General features: G+C 43.7%; 20 protein-coding genes and 1 pseudogene. 18 read left to right on the top strand and 3 right to left on the bottom strand.

Going from position 1 to position 23,337, the window contains the following annotated elements:
* Nucleotides 1–629: 629 nt before the first annotated feature.
* The 6 genes from FU659_RS01690 to FU659_RS01665 all read left to right on the top strand — a co-directional run bounded on the left by FU659_RS01690 (nt 630) and on the right by FU659_RS01665 (nt 7,841).
* A complete protein-coding gene (locus FU659_RS01690) occupies nt 630–2,096 on the top strand; it encodes a PTS mannitol transporter subunit IIBC (protein WP_147945930.1) in 1,467 nt (488 codons plus the stop codon).
* 66 nt (nt 2,097–2,162) lie between these two features.
* The gene (locus FU659_RS01685) at nt 2,163–4,205 is read left to right on the top strand and encodes a BglG family transcription antiterminator (RefSeq protein WP_147945929.1); all 2,043 of its coding nucleotides are present in this window, start codon (nt 2,163–2,165) and stop codon (nt 4,203–4,205) included.
* A gap of 24 nt (nt 4,206–4,229) precedes the next feature.
* Nucleotides 4,230–4,667, top strand: coding sequence for a PTS mannitol transporter subunit IIA (locus FU659_RS01680; protein ID WP_147945928.1), 438 nt, complete (start codon nt 4,230–4,232; stop codon nt 4,665–4,667).
* Nucleotides 4,664–5,824 carry a mannitol-1-phosphate 5-dehydrogenase gene (locus tag FU659_RS01675; protein ID WP_147945927.1) on the top strand — a complete coding sequence of 387 codons (1,161 nt, stop codon included), beginning with the start codon at nt 4,664–4,666 and terminating at the stop codon, nt 5,822–5,824. Before FU659_RS01680 ends, FU659_RS01675 begins: the two co-directional genes overlap by 4 nt.
* A 29-nt stretch (nt 5,825–5,853) precedes the next feature.
* Nucleotides 5,854–7,581: a phosphoenolpyruvate--protein phosphotransferase gene (gene ptsP / locus FU659_RS01670; protein ID WP_147945964.1), complete on the top strand. Its 1,728-nt coding sequence runs from the start codon at nt 5,854–5,856 to the stop codon at nt 7,579–7,581.
* Nucleotides 7,578–7,841, top strand: a complete 264-nt coding sequence (locus FU659_RS01665; RefSeq protein WP_147945926.1) for an HPr family phosphocarrier protein — start codon at nt 7,578–7,580, stop codon at nt 7,839–7,841. Before ptsP ends, FU659_RS01665 begins: the two co-directional genes overlap by 4 nt.
* A gap of 85 nt (nt 7,842–7,926) precedes the next feature.
* Here the strand turns inward: FU659_RS01665 and FU659_RS01660 are convergent, their stop codons facing one another.
* On the bottom strand, nt 7,927–8,790 hold the full coding sequence (locus FU659_RS01660; RefSeq protein ID WP_147945925.1) for an aldo/keto reductase: 864 nt from the start codon (nt 8,788–8,790) through the stop codon (nt 7,927–7,929).
* Between the two features lie 240 nt (nt 8,791–9,030).
* On the opposite strand from FU659_RS01660, the gene FU659_RS01655 reads away from it, so the two are divergent.
* The 6 genes from FU659_RS01655 to FU659_RS01630 all read left to right on the top strand — a co-directional run bounded on the left by FU659_RS01655 (nt 9,031) and on the right by FU659_RS01630 (nt 14,158).
* A complete protein-coding gene (locus tag FU659_RS01655; protein ID WP_147945924.1) occupies nt 9,031–9,486 on the top strand; it encodes a MarR family winged helix-turn-helix transcriptional regulator in 456 nt (151 codons plus the stop codon).
* A gap of 28 nt (nt 9,487–9,514) precedes the next feature.
* A complete protein-coding gene (motA, locus tag FU659_RS01650) occupies nt 9,515–10,309 on the top strand; it encodes a flagellar motor stator protein MotA (protein ID WP_147945923.1) in 795 nt (264 codons plus the stop codon).
* Complete coding sequence (motB, locus tag FU659_RS01645) at nt 10,306–11,112, top strand: flagellar motor protein MotB (protein WP_147945922.1); 807 nt, start codon at nt 10,306–10,308, stop codon at nt 11,110–11,112. Before motA ends, motB begins: the two co-directional genes overlap by 4 nt.
* Before the next feature lie 724 nt (nt 11,113–11,836).
* The gene (locus FU659_RS35035) at nt 11,837–12,259 is read left to right on the top strand and encodes a hypothetical protein (protein ID WP_187273832.1); all 423 of its coding nucleotides are present in this window, start codon (nt 11,837–11,839) and stop codon (nt 12,257–12,259) included.
* A gap of 44 nt (nt 12,260–12,303) precedes the next feature.
* Entirely contained in the window at nt 12,304–12,864 is a 561-nt protein-coding gene (locus FU659_RS01635; protein WP_147945921.1) for a hypothetical protein, read from the top strand.
* 454 nt (nt 12,865–13,318) lie between these two features.
* Complete coding sequence (locus FU659_RS01630) at nt 13,319–14,158, top strand: MBL fold metallo-hydrolase (protein WP_147945920.1); 840 nt, start codon at nt 13,319–13,321, stop codon at nt 14,156–14,158.
* Between the two features lie 420 nt (nt 14,159–14,578).
* Here the strand turns inward: FU659_RS01630 and FU659_RS01625 are convergent, their stop codons facing one another.
* Entirely contained in the window at nt 14,579–16,642 is a 2,064-nt protein-coding gene (locus tag FU659_RS01625) for a methyl-accepting chemotaxis protein (RefSeq protein WP_147945919.1), read from the bottom strand.
* A gap of 294 nt (nt 16,643–16,936) precedes the next feature.
* Here FU659_RS01625 and FU659_RS01620 point away from each other — a divergent pair, with 294 nt between their 5' ends.
* From FU659_RS01620 to FU659_RS39295, 6 genes and pseudogenes are all read left to right on the top strand, one after another.
* Nucleotides 16,937–17,860: a phosphate ABC transporter substrate-binding protein gene (locus FU659_RS01620; RefSeq protein WP_147945918.1), complete on the top strand. Its 924-nt coding sequence runs from the start codon at nt 16,937–16,939 to the stop codon at nt 17,858–17,860.
* A gap of 161 nt (nt 17,861–18,021) precedes the next feature.
* Nucleotides 18,022–18,957 carry a phosphate ABC transporter permease subunit PstC gene (pstC, locus tag FU659_RS01615; RefSeq protein WP_147945917.1) on the top strand — a complete coding sequence of 312 codons (936 nt, stop codon included), beginning with the start codon at nt 18,022–18,024 and terminating at the stop codon, nt 18,955–18,957.
* Entirely contained in the window at nt 18,954–19,811 is an 858-nt protein-coding gene (pstA, locus tag FU659_RS01610) for a phosphate ABC transporter permease PstA (RefSeq protein ID WP_147945916.1), read from the top strand. The genes pstC and pstA overlap by 4 nt, the downstream gene beginning before the upstream one ends.
* A 5-nt stretch (nt 19,812–19,816) precedes the next feature.
* A complete protein-coding gene (gene pstB / locus FU659_RS01605; RefSeq protein WP_147945915.1) occupies nt 19,817–20,575 on the top strand; it encodes a phosphate ABC transporter ATP-binding protein PstB in 759 nt (252 codons plus the stop codon).
* Between the two features lie 26 nt (nt 20,576–20,601).
* On the top strand, nt 20,602–21,261 hold the full coding sequence (phoU, locus tag FU659_RS01600; RefSeq protein ID WP_147945914.1) for a phosphate signaling complex protein PhoU: 660 nt from the start codon (nt 20,602–20,604) through the stop codon (nt 21,259–21,261).
* Nucleotides 21,262–21,347: 86 nt separating this feature from the next.
* Nucleotides 21,348–21,633: pseudogene (locus FU659_RS39295) on the top strand (transposase); the annotation flags it as partial.
* A 25-nt stretch (nt 21,634–21,658) separates the two neighbouring features.
* On the opposite strand, the gene FU659_RS01590 reads toward FU659_RS39295, so the two are convergent.
* Nucleotides 21,659–23,254 carry an ATP-binding protein gene (locus FU659_RS01590; protein WP_147945913.1) on the bottom strand — a complete coding sequence of 532 codons (1,596 nt, stop codon included), beginning with the start codon at nt 23,252–23,254 and terminating at the stop codon, nt 21,659–21,661.
* Nucleotides 23,255–23,337 lie beyond the last annotated feature (83 nt).

Here is a 23,337-nt window from a genome sequence, read left to right as displayed (position 1 = left end):
ACGGAAAATGTGCTTACAGCGAAGCAAAGGGAGAGAATGTGCGAAAAGTTGAGCTGTAAAGCTGATTTTCCGCGTTACGGAAGGGAAGAGGCTAGTCAGCGGCGCTGTAAGCACGGAAAACGTGCTTACAGTGAAGCAAAGGGAGAGAATGGGCGACTATGCTGAGCTGTAAAGCTGATTTTCGACAGTCTCAAAACCGTGCTCACTGACGAGGCCGCAGGAGCCATTTTCTTTGAAGATTTTTCCTCATGGACGTTTTTCGGTAATAGGAGTGCCCCTCAACCCGAACGAAATAAGGGAGTATCAAACTCACTGAATCTAAGAATACTACCATTAAGGAGCATCTTTCCAAATGGAACAATTTACATAGCTAGTTAGCGACGAGGATGCCATTTATGCGGATTTATTCGCTATGAGTTAGGTGAATTTAGGAATTTATTGATCATGTTATCAGTGATTTTTCATACGAAAATCATAGGGTTTAGAGAGGACAATAACTAGGCTTGTTTGAAACAAGTAAAAATCTTGTCAACAAGGTTCATGACGAAAAAGGATTTTGATTAGATTGATCATGTAAGCGCTTTTGCATTACGATAAGATCATGATACAGATCAAGGGAGGTTATCCTAATGGGTACAACAGCTGCACAGCAACAAACTTCTTCCGGGGGAGTCCGGGTTAACGTACAACGTTTTGGACGTTTTTTAAGTGGCATGGTGATGCCCAATATTGGTGCATTTATTGCATGGGGACTTATCACCGCATTATTCATTCCAACAGGGTGGATTCCAAATGAATATTTGGCAAAGCTAGTTGGACCAATGATTACGTACTTGCTTCCTCTTCTGATCGGCTATACAGGAGGAACTATGGTTCACGGAACGCGCGGAGGCGTCATCGGGGCCGTCACGACGATGGGTGTCGTGATTGGTACCGACATTCCTATGTTCCTTGGCGCGATGATGGTTGGACCCTTCGCGGCATGGGTACTGAAGCGTTTTGACAAGTCGATTGAAGGCAAAGTCAAGTCTGGTTTCGAAATGCTCGTTAACAATTTTTCCTCAGGCATTATCGGCGGTATTTTGGCAGTTCTAGCTTATACGGTAGTAGGGCCTGCTGTCCAAGTTGTGAGTAAAGCACTTGCTTCTGGCGTTCAGGCACTCGTCAATGCGGGACTGCTACCTTTAGCCAACGTGCTGATTGAACCAGGTAAAGTGTTATTCTTGAACAATGCCATTAATCATGGTGTGCTCAGCCCGATTGCTTTGGATCAAGCATCCAAAACAGGCAAATCCATTCTGTTCATGCTGGAGTCCAATCCGGGACCAGGGTTAGGAATTCTGTTAGCTTACTGGCTGGTAGGACGCGGTGGCGCGAAGCTATCTGCTCCCGGCGCGGCAATTATCCATTTCTTTGGCGGTATCCATGAAATTTACTTCCCTTATATTTTGATGAATCCGCGCTTGATCCTAGCGGTTATCGCAGGTGGCGTGACAGGGACATTCACTTTCTCCCTTTTCAACGCAGGATTAGTAGCTCCACCTTCACCTGGCAGTATTTTCGCTTATATTGCTATGGCGCCTAAAGGCGGATTGCTCTCCGTTTTCACTGGGGTCATCTCAGCTACGATCGTATCGTTCGTTGTTGCCGCTCTGCTGTTGAAAACAAGCAAGCAAGTTGATGAAGAAGAGAGTTTGGAGCAGGCGACGGCCAAAATGAAACAAATGAAGCAAGCACCAAGCCAGTCTGCAGCACAACAGACGGCAGCAGCTTCATCGGCAGCTCCAACCGCGGCGGCAGAAGCTTCGCTAAAACCTGCCTCCGAGGTGAAGAAAATCGTCTTTTCGTGTGATGCCGGTATGGGTTCAAGCGCGATGGGGGCTTCCATTTTGAGAAAGAAAATGAAGGAAGCGGGCGTCGACGTAACCGTTGTAAACACGGCCATCAGTGAAATTCCAAACGATGCCGATATCGTTGTTACGCATAAATCGTTGACGGATCGTGCACGTAATAAGGCACCGCAAGCCGAACATATTTCGATTGAGAATTTCATGAAAGCCCCGGAATATGAGGAGCTCGTCAAACGGTTAAGTTAAAATACGAATCTCTAACGCTGGCAAATTGCCGGCGTTATCTCCATTTTGGTAACGAGGAGCATGTCCATGAGCCTGTCTCATAGGCACCGTCAAATTCTTGAAATGCTGTTAAATCGTACGGATGATATAACGGCAGGGGAAATTGCTGCTGAAATCAACGTAAGCACTCGAACTGTTCACAGAGAGCTGTTGGAGCTGGAGAAGATTTTGGCGGCTTCAGAATTAACGCTGCAAAAAAAATCCGGTAAGGGCATCCAGCTTAACGGTACCCCTGAGAAGCTGGATGCATTCAGAAGAAAGCTGCACGGTGCAACAGCAGTTGAATACTCCGCACAGAATCGTAAGCTGTACATTCTATGTACATTGATTCAGGAGGATGAACCTGTGAAGCTGTTTACACTGTCACATGAGCTCAGTGTGACCATTCCGACGATTACACATGACTTGGATGAATTGGAAGAGTGGATTCGTTTGGCCAAGCTTATTCTTGTAAGGAGAAGAGGGTATGGGGTTGGTTTAAATGGTTCAGAGGTGAATAAACGCAAAATGCTTGCCAGGCTTGCGAGAAACTATTTGGACGAATCTGATCTTTTTGGCAAGGAGAATGACATGCATTCGCCTGCTACAACCAAGCTGCTTGAGCTGATTGGCAAAGATTACTTCAGGAAGGTCGAGACGGCCCTTTGGCAAGCTGAAGATCAGGGCTTGAATGAGCTGTCGGAGAGTGAGTACACGTACCTGCTCATTAACTTATCTATTACCATAGCGCGGATTCAACAAAAGAAGCCGATTGAATTACATGCAGATCAGGTTTCTATCCGTCAAAGCGAGCTTCTTATGCATACAATTAAGTGTTTAAGTGAAGCTATTCCCGTGGCATTCAGCACAGCTGAAACCGCCTATATCGGTGAGCTGCTTGAACCGGAAGAGCGGGTTCACCCGAATCAATTGCTCCCTATGGATGAGCTGGGTTATATGGAAATGGTTTGGAAGCTGATTCGCAATATGGAACAGCGCCATGGCATCAAGTTCAGTGAGGATCGATCTCTGAGAGACGGTCTGCTTACTCACTTGGAGTCAGCCTTGAAAAGGCTGCAAGCCGGAGCAAACATTCGCAACCCGCTGTTAGCACAAATTAAAAAAGACTACGAAACTTTATTTGAAATGATACGTTCAGCCGTAGATGACACGATAACGGATATCGTAATTCCGGATGAAGAAATAGGATTTCTGGTCATGCATTTTGGGGCTTCACTGGAGAGACAGAAACAGTTCCGCCGTAATGTCAGAGCGATCATCGTATGTACAAGTGGCATTGGGACATCAAAAATGCTGGCGGTACGGCTGACAAAGGAGCTTCCACAGATTGATATTATCGGTCATGCTTCATGGTTTGAGGCAGCCCGCATTCCTGAAAGAGAGTACGATTTGATCATTTCGACGGTTGATTTACCCTTGGATGAGGAGCAGTTCATTAAATTAAGTCCTCTCCTGACGAAGGAGGAGGCTGAGCGATTAAGACTGTTCATCCAAAATGTGACGCTGCAAAAAGAGAGTAAGGAACAAGAAGATGTTAGTTCAGAGCAGTCTCCCAAAAAGGATCAGCTGCATCGGATTCAGCAGTACGTCAACGAAATTGTCAGGATCATTGACCAGTTCACGGTTCATTGGTTGGAGCTGCCTGTGGACAGTTTGGAAGAGACACTTGAAGCTTTTTGTAACTACGCCAAGCAAGCTCATATCATCGATGAAGTAGAGCCGATCGTACAGCTTCTACTGGCTAGAGAAAAGATGAGCAGCCAAGTTATCCCTGACACTGGTCTTGCACTATTTCACATACGGAGTGAACGGGTGAAGGTTCCTGCGATAACCTTGTTTCGGTTAAAAGAAGATTTGCTGCTGGATCAATTAACACCTTCCGGCGTTAGGCAAGTGTTGCTTATGCTCGGTCCGCAGGAGCTTTCGAGTGAAAGCTTGGAGATTCTAAGCGAAATTAGCTCCTTCCTGCTGATACCGGAAATGATTGAGCTGCTGAAAACAGGGAGCCAGTCAGACATCAAACAGTTTTTGTCATTAGAGCTTGCAGCATTTTTAGAAAATAAAAAATAAATAAGATATAGAGGAGAACCTACTATGAGTATTCTATCTATCAATAAAATTAAGCTAAACGCGCAGCCCAAAGATAAATTCGAAGCCATCCGCATGGCCGGACAATTGCTTGTAGATGCCGGTCATGCATCCGCCGCGTATATCGATAAAATGCTGGAACGTGAACAGACGCTTTCCACATACATGGGAAATGGTTTAGCGATTCCACACGGTACGCAAGATTCCAAGTCTCTTATCATATCAACGGGTTTATCCATTGTGCAGATCCCGCAGGGTGTCGATTTCGGTGAAGGGGAAAAAGCAAATCTCGTGATTGGCATTGCTGCCGCGGGAAATGATCATCTGGACATTTTGACCAATGTTGCGATGATTTGTTCAGAGGATGAGAACGTTGAGCTAATTATGAAAGCATCTACGCCGGAGGAAATGGTTCGTATTTTTGAAAGTGGGATGGAGTCATGAAGGCGGTCCATTTTGGCGCAGGAAATATAGGCAGGGGCTTCATTGGATTGATTTTATCTCGAGCAGGCTATGAGGTCATTTTCTCTGATGTCAATGATAGCTTGGTAGAGCTGCTCCGGGAGAAGAAGGCATATACGGTACGATTGGCGAATGAAACAGCAGAAACATTTACGGTTACGAATGTCTCTGCGATAAATGGTAAACAGTTGGAGGCTGTGGCACAGGCCGTGGATGAGGCCGATTTGGTCACGACAGCAGTTGGCGTGAACATTCTCAAGCACATTGCAGCAGGCATCGCCAAAGGCTTGGAAAAACGTGTGGCTCGCGGAGCGAAACCGCTGCACATTATTGCTTGTGAGAATGCGATTGGCGGAAGCACACAGCTCAAAGAGCATGTATACAGCCACCTCAGCCCAGCGCTGCAGGAACAAGTGAGCCAGCATGTCGCTTTTCCCGATGCAGCTGTCGATCGTATTGTGCCCATTCAGCATAACGATGACCCTCTGGAGGTTAAGGTGGAGCCTTTTTACGAATGGGTCGTGGATGAGTCGCAAATGATAGCAGGGTTCCACCGGATTGAAGGCATCCATTATGTCAATGAATTAGAGCCGTATATTGAACGCAAGCTGTTCACCGTTAACACTGGACATAGCGTAGCAGCCTATCTTGGCTACCTGCATGGATTTGCTACAATTCAGGAAGCGATGGCAAATCTGCAAATCGCGGAACTGGTACAGAAGGTTATGGAAGAAACAGGTGCCTTGCTGATCAACAAATACGGTTTTAACCCGGAAGAGCATAGCCAGTATATACAACAAATTTTAAATCGTTTCGTAAATCCTTATTTAACGGATGAAGTGACGCGGGTAGGCAGATCCCCAATTCGTAAGCTTTCCGGCAACGATCGTCTTGTTCGCCCCGCTATCCAGGCTTATGAGTTAGGGTTGTTTCCGACCTATTTAACAATGGCGATGGCTGCTGCACTGCTCTTTGATGAAGCAACGGACCCGGATGCCGTAGAGATACAAGCGGATCTGCAAAGCATCGGCTTGGCCCAAACGATAACTAAATATACAGGGATTGCTCAGGATCATCCCGTACATGCTGCAATCATGAAGCAATTTGAGCAATTTAAGCAAGCTAAACAGCAGGAATAAGAAAGGGGAGTACTACAATGGCTAAAATGTTGACTAAACGGTTTTCCGGAATTGCCGCGTCCCCCGGAATTGCGATCGCCAAGGCTTTTCGATTAAATAACGAACAATACGAGCCCACATCGGATAAAGTGGCAGACGTTCACATAGAGGCAGAGCGCTTCAGCCAAGCGGTAGAGGAAGCCAAGCAAGAGCTGGAACAGATCAGAGTGATGACAGAACAGCGGATGGGTGCGGCAAAATCGGAGATTTTCGAAGCGCATATCTTGCTTCTGGAAGATCCTGATTTGATTGATGTTATTATCGAGAACATCGAGAATGATCATATGAATGCGGAATTTGCTTTGCATGAAGTAGCAAATAGCTTTATTGAAATGCTCAGCACGATGGATAACGAACTGTTGAGGGAACGCGCGTCCGATGTGCGTGACGTGGCAGGCCGAGTCATGAGTCGTCTGCGCGGCGTTTCTTATGCAGCTGTGTCGGCGATTAATGAGCCATGTGTATTGATTGCTGAAGACTTAACGCCATCGGATACAGCACAGCTTAATTTGGACTACGTACTAGGCTTCGTTACGGTAGTAGGCAGCCGTACATCACATTCGGCGATTATGGCTCGTTCGCTTGAAGTGCCCGCAATCGTTGGAGCGGGTGCAGCGGCAGCAGATATCGAGACTGGTACGATGATTGTCATGGATGCCTTGGAAGGGTCTGTGCTCGTAGAACCAAGCGATGTTGAGCTTACGGACTATCATACTCGCAAAGCAGCATATGAGCAGCGTAGAAGTGAGCTGCGCAAGCTGCTGGATCAACCGACGATTTCCCGTGATGGACACCGCGTAGAGCTCGCGGCCAATATTGGCAGCGTGGAAGACTTACAGAAGGTACTTGCTAACGGAGCGGAAGGAATCGGTCTATTCCGAACCGAATTTCTCTATATGGGACGGAACGCACTTCCTACGGAGGAAGAACAGTTTCAAGTGTATAAACATGTGCTGCAGCGGATGAACAACAAACCTGTTGTCATCCGGACATTGGATATAGGCGGAGATAAAGAACTACCTTATATGAAGCTTCCGGTCGAAAGCAATCCCTTCCTCGGACTAAGGGCTGTGCGTTTGTGTCTGAACAAGCCGGATTTATTCCGCACGCAGCTTAGAGCTTTACTCAGAGCGAGCAGCTTCGGTCAGTTGAAAATTATGTTTCCGATGATCGCCGTAATGGAAGAACTTCAAGAGGCAAAACGTTTGCTTCAGGAAGAGAAAGAGAAACTTATTCAAGAAAGCATTGCCGTATCCGACAACATCGAGGTCGGCATTATGATTGAGATTCCGGCAGCAGCTCTGGCAGCGGAATTCCTAGCGAAAGAAGCTGATTTCTTCAGCATCGGAACGAATGACTTGATTCAATATACGATGGCAGCGGATCGAATGAACGAGACTGTCTCCTACTTGTATCAGCCATGTCATCCGGCTATCCTACGCTTGATCCGCATGGTGATTCAAGCTGCTAAGAAGGAAGGCAAATGGGTCGGCATGTGCGGGGAAATGGCCGGCGATGAGAAGGCCATTCCGATTTTGTTAGGAATGGGACTTCATGAGTTCAGTATGAGTGCCAGCTCTATTTTGCCGGCACGTGCGTTAATCAAACAGTTGTCCCACCAAGAGTGGGCTGGTTACTCAGAGGAAATTGCAGCGATGAGCAGCCAAGAACGTATTCACCAATTCGTAGCATCCAAGACAAGGAGTGACCTCATATGATTTCACAATCATTTACAGTCCTAAACCCATCCGGCTTCCACGCTCGTCCGACCAAAGTATTCGTGCAGGCGGCAAGCGCGTTTCCATGTAAAATTAACGTTCTCAAAGGCGGTAAGAAAGTGAACGGGAAGAGTTCGCTCAGCATGCTGACGTTGGGTATACAGCAGAACGAAGAAGTAACGCTTGAAGTGGATGGGGAGCAAGAAGAGCAGGCGTTTAATACGTTAAGCGAGCTGCTGACCAAAATTTTCGAAGAGTAATCTAGGTTCGTATTCATGCGAAAAAAAAGCCAGTAGGTGAATGGCCTTAGTACAAGGCGCTCACCGCTGGCTTTTTGGCATCCGATTAGCGAACGTACCACTCACCGGATACCCAATCTTTGGATTTCCAACGTAGGACATCGGGGTTCGCCAAATGCATAATTTCTTTGAGAAATTCGAGCTGTTCAAGATCGCTCATGGGTTTGAAGCTCTTGGTAATAGCAAGGTTTTTCTCCAGCTGTTCCATCGATTCCATACCTACGATCGCTGTGGAGATCGGCAAGGAGAAGGTATACTGCAAGGCCTTCTCATACCAAGGAGCAAGCTTGCCTAGCGCCATGACCTTCATGCCGATGATCGCCACGCCTTTCTCAATGGCTTTCGGCAGAAATTCGTGCGCGAAGCTGTAGACGAGATGATCGGCCGCAGATAAGGCAACGAGTGCGCTATCGAATGGGTAGCGTTCAATCGCTTCTAACTGAACGCGCGGATTCGTATGCCCGCTGATCGAAATATGCTTAATCATGCCCTGCTCTTTGGCTTCCAGGAGTGCTTCCATTGCTCCGCCTTTGGCGAAGCATCTATCAAGCTCCTCCATCGTCATAATATTATGAAGCCGCCACTCTTCAACATGATCCGTTTGCAGACGTTTAAGACTTGCTTCCAGCAGCTTTAAGGACCCGTCTCTCGTGCGATCGTGGGTTTTGGTAGCGATCCATACGTCGTTTCGTCGCCCTTGGAGGGCCAACGCTTTACCTAGTCGTTCTTCGGATTGACCGTCTGAATAGCTCGGAGCCGTATCGAAATACGTAATGCCTTCGTCAATGGCGCGATTCACAATTTGAGTAGCTTCTTCTTCCGTACAATGGTGTTCATCAACGATACGTTGAGCGCCGAAGCTTAATAACGGAAAATGCTGCCCCGTTTGACCAAAAATTCGTTTTTCCACTCGTATCACTCCTATGTATAAGACTTGTCCTATGCTGATATCGATTTAAGCAGGAATTGCTCTGAATCAAGTATAAAACATGTAAGACAAGGAATCCAACATGCAAAAGAAATACATATTTTCCGCATTTATTAGCGTATGACCTTCGTCCTATATATTCGACAAAATGATTGTTATTTATAATAAATAAGCTTATTATATGTACATATATAACTATTTTGTCGAATCATCGGAGGTTCTATGACATCTGAATATGGAAAGCCTTACGATAGCCCCGGATTTCTACTGTGGCAAGTGACGAATTTATGGCAAAAAAATGTTCGACATGCCCTGCATGATTTTGATCTTACACATGTTCAATTTATTTTGCTAGCTTCCACAGACTGGTTGAACGCCCAATCTACACATGGGGATGTGACGCAAGTTCAAATTGCCAGTCATGCGAATATCGATCCTATGATGGCCTCGCAGGTCCTCCGTCATCTAGAGAAGAAAGGGTTTCTTATTCGGAAGGAACACCCGACGGATACCAGAGCCAAATCCATTGCATTGACGCCTGCCGGGGTGCAGATTGTCTCTCAAGCCTTAGATATTGTCATGAAGGTGGATCACAGCTTTTTTTCCAAGCTAGGTGAAGAGGAAGCAACAATGTCGAGACTTATGAAGTCTTTAGACAGCCATATAACGAACAACTAATTAGAGAACATGGAGAGGTGCGGCACAGATGGAGAAATCATCGCTTATCGGAATCGTTTTGGCCTTTGTTTCAATTGGGGTGGGTATGGTCTTGAAGGGGGCAAGCTTGGCTGCACTACTGAATCCTGCAGCTGCCTTGATTATTTTTGGCGGTACGGCTTCCGCCTTGTTCCTTGCCTTCTCTTTGGATGAAATGAAGAAGATTCCGACCTTATTAAAAATTATTTTTACCGAGCAAAAATTAATGCCCAAAAAGGAACTGATCGAAACTTTCATTAACTGGGTTTCTATTACACGACGTGAAGGGCTGCTCTCTTTGGAAAAACAAGCGGAAGAGCTTTCCGATCCTTTTATGAAAAGTGGTATGCGCCTTATTATTGATGGCAATGATCCTGATTTTGTACGCGATGTTTTACTTGAAGATATTGCCGAAATGGAAACTAGACATAAGAAATATTCCCATATTTTCACGCAAGCGGGTACATATGCACCTACACTCGGCGTTCTAGGCGCTGTTGTTGGTTTGATTGCTGCTCTTGGTAACTTGAGCGAAGTGGAGAAGCTGGGGCACTTGATTTCAGCGGCCTTCGTAGCTACAATGTTCGGGATTTTCTTGGGGTATGTAATCTTCCATCCCTTTGCTAATAAATTGAAGCAGAAGTCGAAGAAAGAAGTAGAAATCAAGCTCATGATTGTGGAAGGATTGCTTTCTATTCAGTCAGGTGTATCTGCTAACTCCGTTAAGCAAAAAATGATGATCTTCGTTGCCAATTCAGACCGCGCTGCGTATGACGAAGAATCGAAGGAGGCAGCTCCACAGTGAGTAAAAAGAAGAAGCATGAGGAACATGAAGAACACGTTGATGAATCCTGGCTCATTCCCTATGCGGATTTGCTTACTTTGCTTCTAGCACTTTTTATCATTTTATTTGCATCCAGTCAGGTAGATTCCAAAAAATATGATTCTATTATGCGATCATTGAATAACGCCTTTTCCGGAGGCGAAGCCCCCTTTCAAGTATCGCACAAGGTTCCAATTGAAAATGCTGCAAATTCCACCAAAAACAATAATAAAAATCAGAATCCTCCTAACAAAACGGAAAGTAATGAGGATAGCCAGCTAGCCGCTAAGCTGCAAAAAGAAGAGAAGGATCTCCAAGAGTTAAAGAAAAGTATGGATGCCTTCATTAAAGACAACAACATGAGCGAACAGCTTACAACGAAACTGGATAAAGACAAGTTGACGATCACGATCAGCGACCGCGCGCTATTCGATTCCGGATCGGCAACGATTAAGCAGGACTCCCAAAAACTAGCGGTTTCGATGTCCGAATTGCTAGGAAGCTATCCGGGCTATCAAGTTGAAGTCTCTGGTCATACAGATAATATACCGATTCATCGAACGGACTTTGAAACGAACTGGGATTTGAGCGCCAAACGCGCCGTCAATTTCCTGAAAATACTGCTCAATAACAGCAAAATTGAACCAGCTTCGTACTCTTCGGTCGGTTATGGAGAATATCGCCCGATTGCTACGAACGACACCACAGACGGCAGAGCCAAGAACCGCCGTGTTGAGGTAAGTATTCTGCGAAACATTAAGGCGACGGATGAGATTGCGAAGTAAAGTCGGAGAGATGGTCAAGAACCTTTGGTTCTTGGCTTTTTTTTGTTTTTTGAACTGGAAATGAATATACATAGGGAGATTAATAGCAAGAAAGTAGACTTCTAGACTCGCTACTCTTATTAGCTTTTTTCGTAGTGTTTGATGGTATAATTAGCAAGGTGGAATAAAAAGGAAAACTAGTGAAATGAAGTCTATTACGAGATTTTATAGCGATATTGTTCGCGGCGTTAGCATTTCGTTCTGGGCGAAAATCAAAGAATGATTTATTAAGTTAGGAGTGAATTCATTGCAAGGTGCATTTTTAAATTGGTTCAGTTTTTTTTATAGGCAGTTTCCTTCTTTTACGATTATTCAGCTCTTGGGCAAAGACTCATTGGAAAAAGGATTTAATTATTGCTTTAACTCAAGCAGTTATTTTTACAATCTTGTTGATATATATTTCTCATAAATAAGCAAAGTTGTAAAATTTAAAAGCACGATTTTATGTAGAGAGGGTACGATTTCAAAAATGGAAGATAACTTTTATACATTATGGATTGAAGCAGCACATTGGGCTGAAGGTGAGTAGGATGGGTTTGATTCTAACACTGATGTAATTGTTCAATTTCAAGATACGTCAAAATGGATTGCTTCATTTTTTACCCACAAAAATCTTGGGACACTTGTTGAGAAGAACATAATAAGTGGCGAATGTTTACATGGCAAATATTATTGGTCCAGTAACATGATACTTATCCAAAAATGTAGCAGAAACCTAATTGAAGAAGTGATCAATTACTTAATCAAAGAAAATATGTTTTCAGTTCTATTTAGGAGAATCCATCCAATTGGATTAGAAAGTGAACCAGTATTTGAAGGAAAAGATTGGACAGAATTATCACTTCATTTTGGAGTGATTGATGAGAAGTATAATGGTGAAAACGATGAAGAAATACTTAGAAAAACAAAGAAGTTCTTAGAATCCATAATAACCTCGAGTAGAGAAAAAGAGGTTGCCGATAATATTAGACAATTTTTGAACCTGCTTTATCAAAACACAGAAGGATACAAAGAAAGTGCATATATTTGGAAAGGTATGTTGGAGATGGAATACGATTTTAATCTAATAAAGTATACAGTAAAATTGCTTGAATGTATGTCCACGTAAATCAATTAAAAGAGTCGAGTCAACTTTATTAAGGAGGTATAAGTATGGATTATGTTGATTTGATAAATAGATTGAAGGAAAAAGGAGTTCGTTTTTCTGATGGGCTAACTGAACTTGAGTTTAGGGATATTCAACAGAAATTCCAATTTAAGTTTTCGCCTGATTTAATGGAGTTCTTGTCTAATGCCCTACCTACTTCCAACAATTTCATTAATTGGAGAGACAAGAGTGAACCTGATGTTGTACACATACAAGAAAGATTCAATTGGTGTTTGAAAGGTATGTTATTCGATGTAGAACATAATAATTTTTGGTTAAAAGAATGGGGAAACAAACCTAACGAATTACAAATAGCCAAGATAAAGATGCTAAAAGTGATACTCAAGATTATTTTGTTAATGTTCATTGTCCTTTCCCTTTCATCCTGTCAAGATCAAAAAATAAAGCATTCATCAGGTAAAGATACTTATAAATCTTTTGGTGATGGAACCGTTCAACTTTTACATGGTAATAATGAACATAATAAAAAGGTGAAGGTATTATTTAATTTGCAGGAGACCCAATACATCGATCTCTTGATGAAGATATATCAGCTTTTAAAGTAGAGGACGCTTGGGGTTACTTTATTGGACAGCGTGGGTATACTCTAGTTAACCTTAAGTCCTATGAAGTTAAACAATCAAGAGATTTAAAAAGTTTTGATGATGTCCACCAACGAAAATTTCTATCTTTCAAGTAACTTATCTTTTCTTCCACTAGAATCGCCTTGCAAGGCGGTTTTTCTTTTTCTACCATATTATTTTAGCCGCGAGTATATTGAACGCAGAATAGGTTTAAGCAAATAGATAGGTACATATCGTCTTACAATATCGTTTGGTCATTAGAACCAATTAATCTAAGAGGGTATTGACTTACCCACCCCATGAACCTATAAAAGTAAACTCTGTTTATAAATATCGAAGATTAAGTTTATTCTCTGTATTCGCCTATCAACAAAACAAATAATGAAGCAAAAAAAAGGGGATAGTAACACAAATTCAATCAAGAGGTGAAAAAAGCGTGGATTCTACCTACGAGCATACGTTTATTCCGTTAACTACCTTATCCAGTGGCGAAAGCAAAGAAGTGGCCATAGATATTTATAGTTATTGTATTCAATTTGTGAATATTTGTTTTCTGGGTAATGCGACGAGCAAGGAGAAGGAGTGGTTCTTGATTGATGCGGGCATGCCTCGTTCTGCGGACAGCATCATTCGTACAGCAGAGGATCATTATGGCACTGGCCATAAGCCGCAGGCAATTATTTTGACACATGGGCATTTTGATCATGTTGGGGCTATAGAGGATTTGTTGGAGCATTGGGATGTTCCTGTGTATGCACATGAACTGGAGATTCCCTATTTAACAGGGAAAGCCGATTATCCAAAGGGAGATTCGACAGTAGACGGGGGACTGGTAAGCGAGCTTTCCCCGTTTTTTCCTAATCATGGGATTAACTTAGAAAATCATGTGAAGCAGCTTCCTGCTGACGGGAGCATTCCAGGGCTGCCGGATTGGAGATGGCTGCATACACCGGGACATACGCCCGGACATATCTCTCTTTTTCGAGAAAAAGATCGCTCACTCATCGTCGGTGATGCCTTTGTAACCGTAAAACAAGAATCCTTATACAAAGTATTCCTTCAGACCAAAGAAATAAGTGGGCCGCCTAAGTATTTCACGACGGACTGGCAAGCGGCAGAGGAATCGGTGAAGAAGCTGCGAGCACTTCATCCCTCATTAGCTGTATCCGGTCATGGCACTCCGATGCGCGGCGACGAACTGACGAATAAACTAACTTATTTAGTTGAGAATTTTGAGAAGGTGGCTATACCCAAAGAGGGAAGGTTTGTTCATTAGTCGCTTATTTCGAAAAAATTTCCACATAAAAAGGGGGTTAAACATTGAAATCGGTGATTGACAGAAGGTTAGAGGTGCAAGGGGTCAGGGCGGTCGGATCGTGGAGCCGTTATTAAAGTGTTAAATGGCTTATTAGGAGGTTAGCGGACATCAGCGCCTTTATTCGAGAAAAAAGGTGGATATCTAGGATTTCGCTGCCCTTAACGGAACGCATGTCCGCAGGGCAGGTTAAGGGCAAGTAATAAGGACAAATAACGGCTGCCGAGTCCGATTGCCTATCCAATCGTTCTAAAATGGCAGTCAAGATGAGTGATCCAAAATCCATTCGTACTTGATTGTTTTAAATCCAAGCACTGATTCTAACGATGAGCTAAAAAAGGCAATGAATCCCGTGTGGATTCATTGCCTTTTCCTCTATGTTCAAGCTAGGATGCCGGATAAAACAGGTTCTCTCTTTGTCTCAACAGCTTCAGTTTCGGCGGGCTGTTTCTCTATCTCTATCTCAATCTCTTTCTCTATCGCTTTCTCTTTCTCTTTCGCTTCCCCATTAACGGATGCATCATGATCAGAATCAGGCACCTGAGTCATAATGATCTCTGTTTCCGGCTCGACGAACAGAATAGGTTGGCTTTCTTCGATCATCTGAATTTCCAACTGCTCCTCATTCAGAGGAGGGGCATAATCAGGGTGAACAGAAAGCTTTTCAATGGGTGTTTCCTCCAGCATGCTCACCACAGGAGCGGCAGAATCATCGTTAACCTCATTGCTGTCAATTTGAAACTTACTAATCTCAGCAAACAATTGTTGGGCGAGCTCTAGAATATCATCCGATTCTTCGGCAATGCGACGGATGGAAGCATCTTGCTGAATCGAGGTTGAGTTAACCTCCTCAACACCTGCAGCCGTTTCTTGGGCTATTGCGGCCACGAATTGGACCGAATCGACGAGTTTATCATTTTTGGATCTTGCTTGCTCAATTTTCACATGAATTTGTTCAATTTGTCCTTTAATGCCACTCATTGAACGTTCGATGCCTTCGAAGGAACCAAGTGTCTCGGTGACGCGGTTGTTTTGCGTAACGGTGGATTCACGGGCTTGGAGTAAAGTGGCTTGCAAATCGCCGATTTGCTTCTGCAGCGCTCCAACGATGCTGCTGATCGTCTTCGACGATTGGTTCGTCTGTTGTGACAGGTGGCGAACCTCCTCAGCGATGACGGAGAAGCCTCTGCCGTGTACGCCGGCTCTGGCCGCTTCGATCGCGGCGTTCAAGGCAAGTACGTTCGTTTGCGTCGAAATTTCCGTGATCGAGTGAATAATGGCACTGATCTGCTTCGAACTGGCAGCGAGTGTATTCATAGCTCCATCGACCTTGTGCAGGACCGCTTGCGATTCCTCGGACGATGCTTTCAGCGCACGAACGGAATTTGTGCCTTCTTGCGTGCCTGCCGCGGCTTCATCGCTGGCACGCTTCATTTCATATGTATATTCTGTAATGTCGCGAATTTCCGCTTCCAGCTCCGCAATGATGAGCGAGCTTTGCTCTGTCTTCATTGCTTGCTCGTCTGCGCCGGAAGATATTTCGGTGATCGCCTTTAGGATGTCGCTATTGGCTGAAGCCGTGAGCTGAGAGAAACGCTGGAACTCATGCGAGTGTTCGGATAAGGAAGAGGCAATGTGCATGGTGGCGCCAAGCATTTGGCGAACCTGGATAATCATATGGTCGAAGCTGTTGCTTAATGAGCCTAGCTCGTCCTTCGACTTGGAATTTATCGTTTGCGTGAGATCTCCCGCTGCAATCTGCGTGACCGCTTTCTGCAGAATGGAGATCGGTCTCATAAAGGAACGAATAAGGAAATAGGCAATTACAATGATAATGAGCAAAACGAGAATGGAGGCAATCATCATGACCTGGCTAGTGCTATTCAGAGCTTCGGTGGAACGAGCGATAGCTTGATCGGATGATTCGGCATAGGTGACATAAAACTTGTCGACCAGTTCAAATATCTTATCTTTTAAATCTTGGGACTCATTATACAAATAAAGCAGATTCATTTCTAAGTCTTTAGGACTTGTCCCATTCCCTTGAATCATTTGTGCAGCAGAATCAAAATTGTTTATGTAATCTACGGATGCTTGGATTAATTGGCTGCGCCATTTTTTTTGATCATCTGTGGTAGCTGTATCTCCGATTTTTTTGATGAAATCATTATAGGGCTGACGTTTGCTATTGTATTTTAGAATAAATTCCGGCTTTTTGGAGATCTCTAAACCAGAGGCAATGATGTTCATTTCCTGAACCATTTCTTTAAGCTCCAATGCCAGAACCTTGAGCTCTACTTTGTCATTCTGATTATTCATATGTTGTTTAATTTGACTGACCTGATGCAGATTGAAAAATGCGACTGCCAGAAAAATAAGAAGTACCCCACTAAAACTAGCAATTAATTTCAAACGCATGGTCATGTTTAATTGTATGTTCCTCATTGTCTTCCCTCCATTTAATAGACAAGATTCGACTTGTTTCCTGTTCTTTCCTTATTAATATAGGATCCATCTATTAACTGAAACATCGAACTATGTTAATGAATTGTAAATTTAACCATTAATCTATCGAAATTAATATTCAAATAAAATTTTTACATTACGTTTACGTTTCGTGGGTTTGGAGTTTACATTCACTTGTTACGATGTATAAGTAAGTTAGTTCGACGGACGATCAAATGGTCATCGGTACTAATGAAACAGGAAACATACAAATCAAAGGAGGACATGCTAACTATGTTTAAGTTCATGTCGAAAAAAGGGATTACATTTACACTTTCCGCGGTTTTAATGATGGGGTCATTAGTCGGTTGCGGCGCTAAAACAGACACAAAGAATGCTGCCTCAACAACACCTGCTGCTACTACAGCTGCATCAGCTTCTGCTAAACCAACTGAAGCTCCAAAAACAGATCTTAGCGGTACAGTAACAGCTTCCGGTTCAAGCGCACTTCTTCCATTGGTTAAACAAGCAGCTACAGAGTTCATGGAAAAGAACCCGAAAGTAACGATTAACGTTACAGCGGGCGGATCAGGTACAGGGATTAAAAACGTAGCGGACGGTACTTCTGACATTGGTAACTCCGATGTAGAACCAGCTGCTGAATATAAAGATAAAGGCCTTGTAGACCACCAAGTTGCCATCGCTCCATTCGCATTGATCGTTAACAAAGATGTGAAAGTAGACAACGTTACAAAACAACAAGCAGCAGATATTTACACAGGTAAAGTAACAAACTGGAAAGAAGTTGGCGGAAATGATGCGAAAATCGTTCTTGTCCACCGTCCAGAAAGCTCTGGCTCCCGTACATTAGTTAAGCAAATCATTCTTGATGGCAAAGATTTCTCCAAAGACGGGATTACACAAGAAAACAGCGGCGCTATGAAAACAGCTGTTGTAGGTCAATCCAGCTCTATTGGTTATGTTGATACACCTTACATCGATGACACTGTAAAAGCATTGAAAATCGATGGCGTGGCGTTCTCCGAAGATGCAATCAAAGCCGGTACTTACAAATTGTTTGGTGTTGAGCATATGTATACAAAAGGTGATGCTAAAGATCCAGCTAAAGCTTTCATCGATTATATCTCCAGCAAAGAGTTCCAAGGCAAGCAAGTTCGTGAGTTGAAATTCTTACCTGCTGATCTGCTTAAAAAATAATAGTTTTTCATTCACAGAGCGCTCGCATACATGCAGCGCTTTTTTTTGCTGCATAAAAAAGTTGAAATTTTTACATTCCCTTAACAATTCATTGACGATGCAATGACATTCATGGCCTATCATTAAAGTAATGTGTGATTAAGAGAAAGGGGATTAACCCATTGAATTCCGTAGCAGACAAGCTAATGAGCACGACCCCGGACAAAACGCGTCCAATTGTTACCAAATGGACCCGAGGCCAACATCGACAAGATAACATGATGAGGTGGGTGTTTGTTGGGAGTGCGGCGCTGGTAACAGCCATCATTTTTTCTATTATTATTTTTGTAGGGATCCAAGGCGTAAAGACTTTCCAGGGAGTTAGCCCACTTGAATATTTCTTCTCCACGGATTGGACACCAAGCAATAACAAATTCGGAGCTTTTCCTTTTCTATACAGCACGCTTATCATGACACTTGTATCCGTCGTTTTATCTGTTCCGCTAGCATTATCCGGTGCTTTGTTCATGGCCAAAATTGCACCTAAATGGATGCGCGAAATCATGCGCCCCGCAACGGACCTTTTCGTAGGTATCCCTTCCGTCGTATACGGATTGATCGGTATGACGGTTATCGTGCCTGCTCTTGGTAAATTTACGGGAGGTATTGGTTACGGAATTCTACCTGCTTCCATCATTCTGGCAATCATGATTTTACCAACGATTCTCTCCATATCGGAAGACGCTATCCGCTCCCTTCCCGGTCGCTTAGAAGAAGCTTCACTGGCTCTTGGCGCTACACGCTGGCAAACATTGTGGCGGGTGCTGCTGCCTGCAGCAAGACCCGGCATATTGACAGCCATCATTCTTGGTATGGGACGTGCAATTGGGGAAACGATGGCTGTGTTCATGGTCATCGGGAACTCTCCGCAAATGCCGAAATCTCTGCTTGATTCAACAACGGTACTAACAACAGCTATCGTGAAAGATATGGGAAACACGAATTATGGTACAACTTGGAATAACGCGCTTTATTTAATGGCATTGCTTTTGTTGGTCATCTCTTTATCTTTAATCCTTATTATTCGTATCGTTGCCAAAAGGAGTGAGCTCAAGTGAATAGTAAAACAACAGATCGCATAGCAACTATTTATTTCTGGGCTTCGGGGATTGTAATTATTATGATCTTAGCTTGGTTTCTAATTCGAATATTGGGAGAAGGGATTCCCCATCTGTCCTGGCATTTCATTTTTGGCAAGCCAGAAGAGATCAAAGCGGGAGGCGGCGTAGGCCCTCAATTATTTAACTCCTTCTATGTCTTATTCTTATCACTATTAATCTCTGTTCCTGTCGGTTTATTCTCAGGTATTTACTTGGCTATCTATGCACAGAAAAATTGGTTTACAGATCTTGTTCGGATCTCCGTGGAAGCTTTATCTTCTGTGCCTTCCATCGTTTTTGGACTTTTTGGATTCCTCTTATTTGCGAATTTGCTCGGTTTGAAGTTCTCAATTATCGGAGGAGCAGCAACGGTTGCTCTACTTAATTTGCCAGTCATGGTTAGAGTTACAGAGGAATCGATTCGCAATGTTCCGGATTCCTACTGGGAAGCAAGTTTGGCACTTGGTTCGACAAAATGGCAAGCTATTCGCAAAGTTCTTATACCAGCCTCTCTGCCAACCTTAATCACAGGCATTACGTTGATTGCAGGCCGTGCCTTGGGCGAATCCGCGATTTTAATTTATACAGCAGGTTTATCGGTTTCTCGCTTTTTCCCGGATTTCAACCCACTTAAAATGGGGGAGACGTTATCCGTCCATCTTTGGTATATCGGTGCGGAAGCATTGGTTCCGGATGCCAAGGAAATCGCCAAAGGAAGCGCCGCGCTGCTTCTGCTTGTCGTACTTCTCTTTAATTTACTAGTCAGCATTCCAAGCCGTATTTTACAAAAAAGACTTTCCGGGGGGAAATAATCGTGGTGACCAAGCATAAAATTAAAGCGGACAAATTAAACTTATTTTATGGAGATAACCATGCGCTCCACGACATCGAATTATCGATTGAAACGGGCACAATTGCTGCTTTAATCGGTCCTTCAGGCTGTGGGAAATCTACATTCCTGCGTACTTTGAACCGGATGAACGATCTGATTGATAGCGTCCGTATCACAGGTAATGTCGCGGTAGACGGACATAACATCTATGGATCGGATTCCGATGTGGTTTCTCTACGCAAAAGGGTCGGTATGGTGTTCCAGCGTCCGAACCCTTTTCCAATGAGCATTTATGACAATATTGCCTACGGTCCTCGTATCCATGGAACCAAGAAGAAGGCCTTGCTGGATGAAATTGTGGAACGCAGCCTTCAGCAAGCGGCTTTGTGGGATGAAGTCAAAGACCGTTTGCATAAGTCAGCATTAGGTTTGTCCGGTGGACAGCAGCAGCGTCTTTGTATAGCCCGTTTGCTTGCCGTAGAGCCTGATGTATTGCTAATGGATGAGCCTACTTCAGCGCTTGACCCGATCTCAACGTTGAAGGTGGAAGAGCTGACCCAAACCCTGAAAGAGAAATACACCATTATTATTGTAACTCACAACATGCAGCAAGCCGCACGGATATCCGACATGACTTCTTTTTTCTTAAATGGGTATTTGGTGGAAACGGACAAGACGGACAAAATCTTTACCAATCCGAATGACCAACGAACGGAAGACTACATTACAGGAAGATTCGGTTGATCACATAACAGGAAGGGGAAACGTGTATGGATGCAAGACCCGGTTTTCATCAATCACTTGTGCTATTACAAAAGGAATTGCTGGATATGGGGGGAAGCGTACAGAAGTTGATTCTATCTTCGGTCGAGTCCCTTGCTAAGCTGGATGAGAAGCTAGCCCAGCAGGTCATTAATAACGATGATTTAATTGATGATTATTTGACCAACATCGATGAGCTTTGTTTACGCTTGATCGCCCTGCAGCAGCCAATGGCAAGCGATTTGCGAATCATTGGCACAGCGCTAAAGCTAGCCATCGATTTGGAACGTATCGCGGATCACGCGGTCGACATCGCCAAGATTACCATTCGATTTGCGGGGGAAGAATTGGTCAAGCCATTGGAAGTGATCCCTCAGATGGCTGAAATTGCTATCGAGATGCTGCATGAAAGCTTGCTTGCCTACACGGAAAGAGATGTACACAGAGCAGCTGCACTTGCCGAAAAAGATGATCGTGTAGATAAACTGTATAGTACGGTCATGCAAGAACTAATGGGTTTAATGAGTTCTGATTATAACCGCAATCGTCAGCTGACGCATTTGCTCTTTGTTGCTCATTACCTCGAGCGTGTAGCTGACCATACGACGAATATTGGCGAAGGCGTTATTTATATGGTCACAGGAAAACGTAAAGATTTAAATGTATAGTAAAAGGCTGTCTCAAAAGGTCTAAAAAGACTTAAGAGATAGCCTTGTTTTTTTAAGTAACAAAAAGAAATCTCTCTTTGGTAAAAATGGAGGTGCCACCCAACCATTTAACTAAAGGAGAGATTTCTTTGTTTCTTACATATATCATGGATCAAATTTGCCCTGCCAATGGATTTAGAGGAGGACATTCCTCAAAATCACCTCGTTCGAGTAGTTAATATTGCAGTGAATCGTCTGGATGCTGCCATTTTTGATGCTGCTTATCCAGGAGGCGGACGAAAGAGCCACCATCCTGAGATGCTCACGAAAGTTATCATTTACGCTTACACTCAGTGCTTGTACTCTTCCCTCCAAATTGCAAAAGCTGTTCGCTACAGCAGAAAAGCATGCAGTTCTCCTAGAACTGCGCAGCCCCTGATTGGTCAGAGCACGGAAGTGGGAAGTGAACGGCAAATGTCGTTCCTTGGGGACTGGAATCGACTTCAATGGAGGCGCGGTGTCTGGCAGCTATACTGTAACAAATAGCTAGACCTAATCCCGTTCCACCATCTTTGGTTGTGAAGAAAGGTCGTCCGAGGTTTTCCAAGTTTTCAGTTGTAATGCCTTTCCCTTCATCAGCAATCACAAGAACAACCTTATTAAAGGCCATATAGGTTTTTATATGAAGATTGCCACCAGCTTCCATGGCCTCTAGGCCATTCATGCACATATTCAAAATAAGCTGCCGCATTTCTTTGTCATCAACATGAATTTGAGGGCAATGGCTGGACTGGAAAATAACATGTTTCCCAGACATCGTGGCTTCTGCTTGAATTAAAGGCAGCAAAGCTTCAATAATTCTATTTAAGTGTTCGGGGTGCTGATGGGAGCTTTTGTTTTTGGCCAAAGTTAAATACTCGGTAATAATATCATTGGCACGGTCCAACTCTTCTAACATAATGGGAATGTAATCCTTTTTCATTGGATGATTATTCTCTAGAAACAACTGCAAGAATCCACGAATGGTTGTCATCGGATTACGAATTTCGTGGGCAATCCCTGCTGCCATTTCACCGACTAAGTTTAATTGAGCTAACCGAGCCATCTCGGTTTCGTATCGCAAGTTTTCTGTAATATCAATCCCTACTTGAAGTAAACAAGGCTCGTTTTCGATATCAATGATTTCTGTTGAGAGGAGAACTGTGCGAATTTCTTTGGACTTTGTTTCGTATTTGACTTTGCAATTCCGCATCACCTCAACGCTTCTATCCCAATCCTCTAACTCCATGAAAATAAAATTAGCGGCTGTGCCAATAATTTCGTCACCGTATCCCGTATATGCCTTCCAGCTTTCATTAACTTCCATATAGGTATAATCGGATAGACGACAAATAGCCATTAGACAGGGAGATGCGATGAACATCTTCTTGAAATGCTCTTGCGATTTCATCAGCTTCTCATGTGCATCCACCAGTTCGGATGTACGCTCTTCCACCCATTGCTCCAATAAATAGTTTTGCTGCTTCAACTTCTCTTCGGCTTCCGCCAGTTTGCGATTCGTCTCTTCAAGATCCAGCGTTCGCTTATGAAGGAGATCGCTTTGAAGCTTGTTATTCTGATGACTAAGATGCAAATGAACAAAGGTTTCGACCTTCATTTTTAACAGCTGCGGATGGACGGGCTTGCATAGGTAATCGATAGATCCGACAGGATACCTCTTCAAGGACTGATTGAGAGAGGCGCTAAGCGATGTCAGAAATATGATAGGAATGTTTTGACTTGCCTCCCACTGCTTAATTAATTCAACGATTTCAAAGCCGTCCAGACCCGGCATTTGCACTTCCATAATAATAAGCGCAATGGATTCAATTGGCCCTTCGTGTAAATAGGTCAGTACTTCTTCCCCTGATTGAAGTGAGATGATGTCATAGTCTGAAGATGAAAGTATGTTATTCAGATCCAGCAAGTTTTCGTAACGGTCATCTACCGCCAAGATTTTTACTTGTTGTTCCATTTCATTTTCATTTCCTTTCTGTGCTTGTACGAAGTGCGTACGCACCAAACGATCGATTCCGTTTCTTCTTCGGGAGAAAGAGG

The organism is Paenibacillus sp. N3.4, assembly GCF_008017805.1.
Classification (GTDB): Bacteria; Bacillota; Bacilli; order Paenibacillales; family NBRC-103111; genus Paenibacillus_E.
Note: the sequence above shows the minus strand (reverse complement) of the source record. Positions and strands in the feature narration are given on the sequence as shown.

What these genes read in the sequence shown, in the direction of transcription:
- motA (WP_147945923.1), top strand. Translation starts at nt 9,515, where the DNA reads ATGGAGAAATCATCGCTTATCGGAATCGTTTTGGCCTTTGTTTCAATT.
- FU659_RS35035 (WP_187273832.1), top strand. Translation starts at nt 11,837, where the DNA reads ATGATACTTATCCAAAAATGTAGCAGAAACCTAATTGAAGAAGTGATC.
- FU659_RS01690 (WP_147945930.1), top strand. Translation starts at nt 630, where the DNA reads ATGGGTACAACAGCTGCACAGCAACAAACTTCTTCCGGGGGAGTCCGG.
- FU659_RS01655 (WP_147945924.1), top strand. Translation starts at nt 9,031, where the DNA reads ATGACATCTGAATATGGAAAGCCTTACGATAGCCCCGGATTTCTACTG.
- FU659_RS01625 (WP_147945919.1), bottom strand. Translation starts at nt 16,642, where the DNA reads ATGAGGAACATACAATTAAACATGACCATGCGTTTGAAATTAATTGCT.
- FU659_RS01620 (WP_147945918.1), top strand. Translation starts at nt 16,937, where the DNA reads ATGTTTAAGTTCATGTCGAAAAAAGGGATTACATTTACACTTTCCGCG.
- FU659_RS01665 (WP_147945926.1), top strand. Translation starts at nt 7,578, where the DNA reads ATGATTTCACAATCATTTACAGTCCTAAACCCATCCGGCTTCCACGCT.
- FU659_RS01590 (WP_147945913.1), bottom strand. Translation starts at nt 23,254, where the DNA reads ATGGAACAACAAGTAAAAATCTTGGCGGTAGATGACCGTTACGAAAAC.
- phoU (WP_147945914.1), top strand. Translation starts at nt 20,602, where the DNA reads ATGGATGCAAGACCCGGTTTTCATCAATCACTTGTGCTATTACAAAAG.
- FU659_RS01680 (WP_147945928.1), top strand. Translation starts at nt 4,230, where the DNA reads ATGAGTATTCTATCTATCAATAAAATTAAGCTAAACGCGCAGCCCAAA.
- FU659_RS01685 (WP_147945929.1), top strand. Translation starts at nt 2,163, where the DNA reads ATGAGCCTGTCTCATAGGCACCGTCAAATTCTTGAAATGCTGTTAAAT.
- FU659_RS01635 (WP_147945921.1), top strand. Translation starts at nt 12,304, where the DNA reads ATGGATTATGTTGATTTGATAAATAGATTGAAGGAAAAAGGAGTTCGT.
- FU659_RS01675 (WP_147945927.1), top strand. Translation starts at nt 4,664, where the DNA reads ATGAAGGCGGTCCATTTTGGCGCAGGAAATATAGGCAGGGGCTTCATT.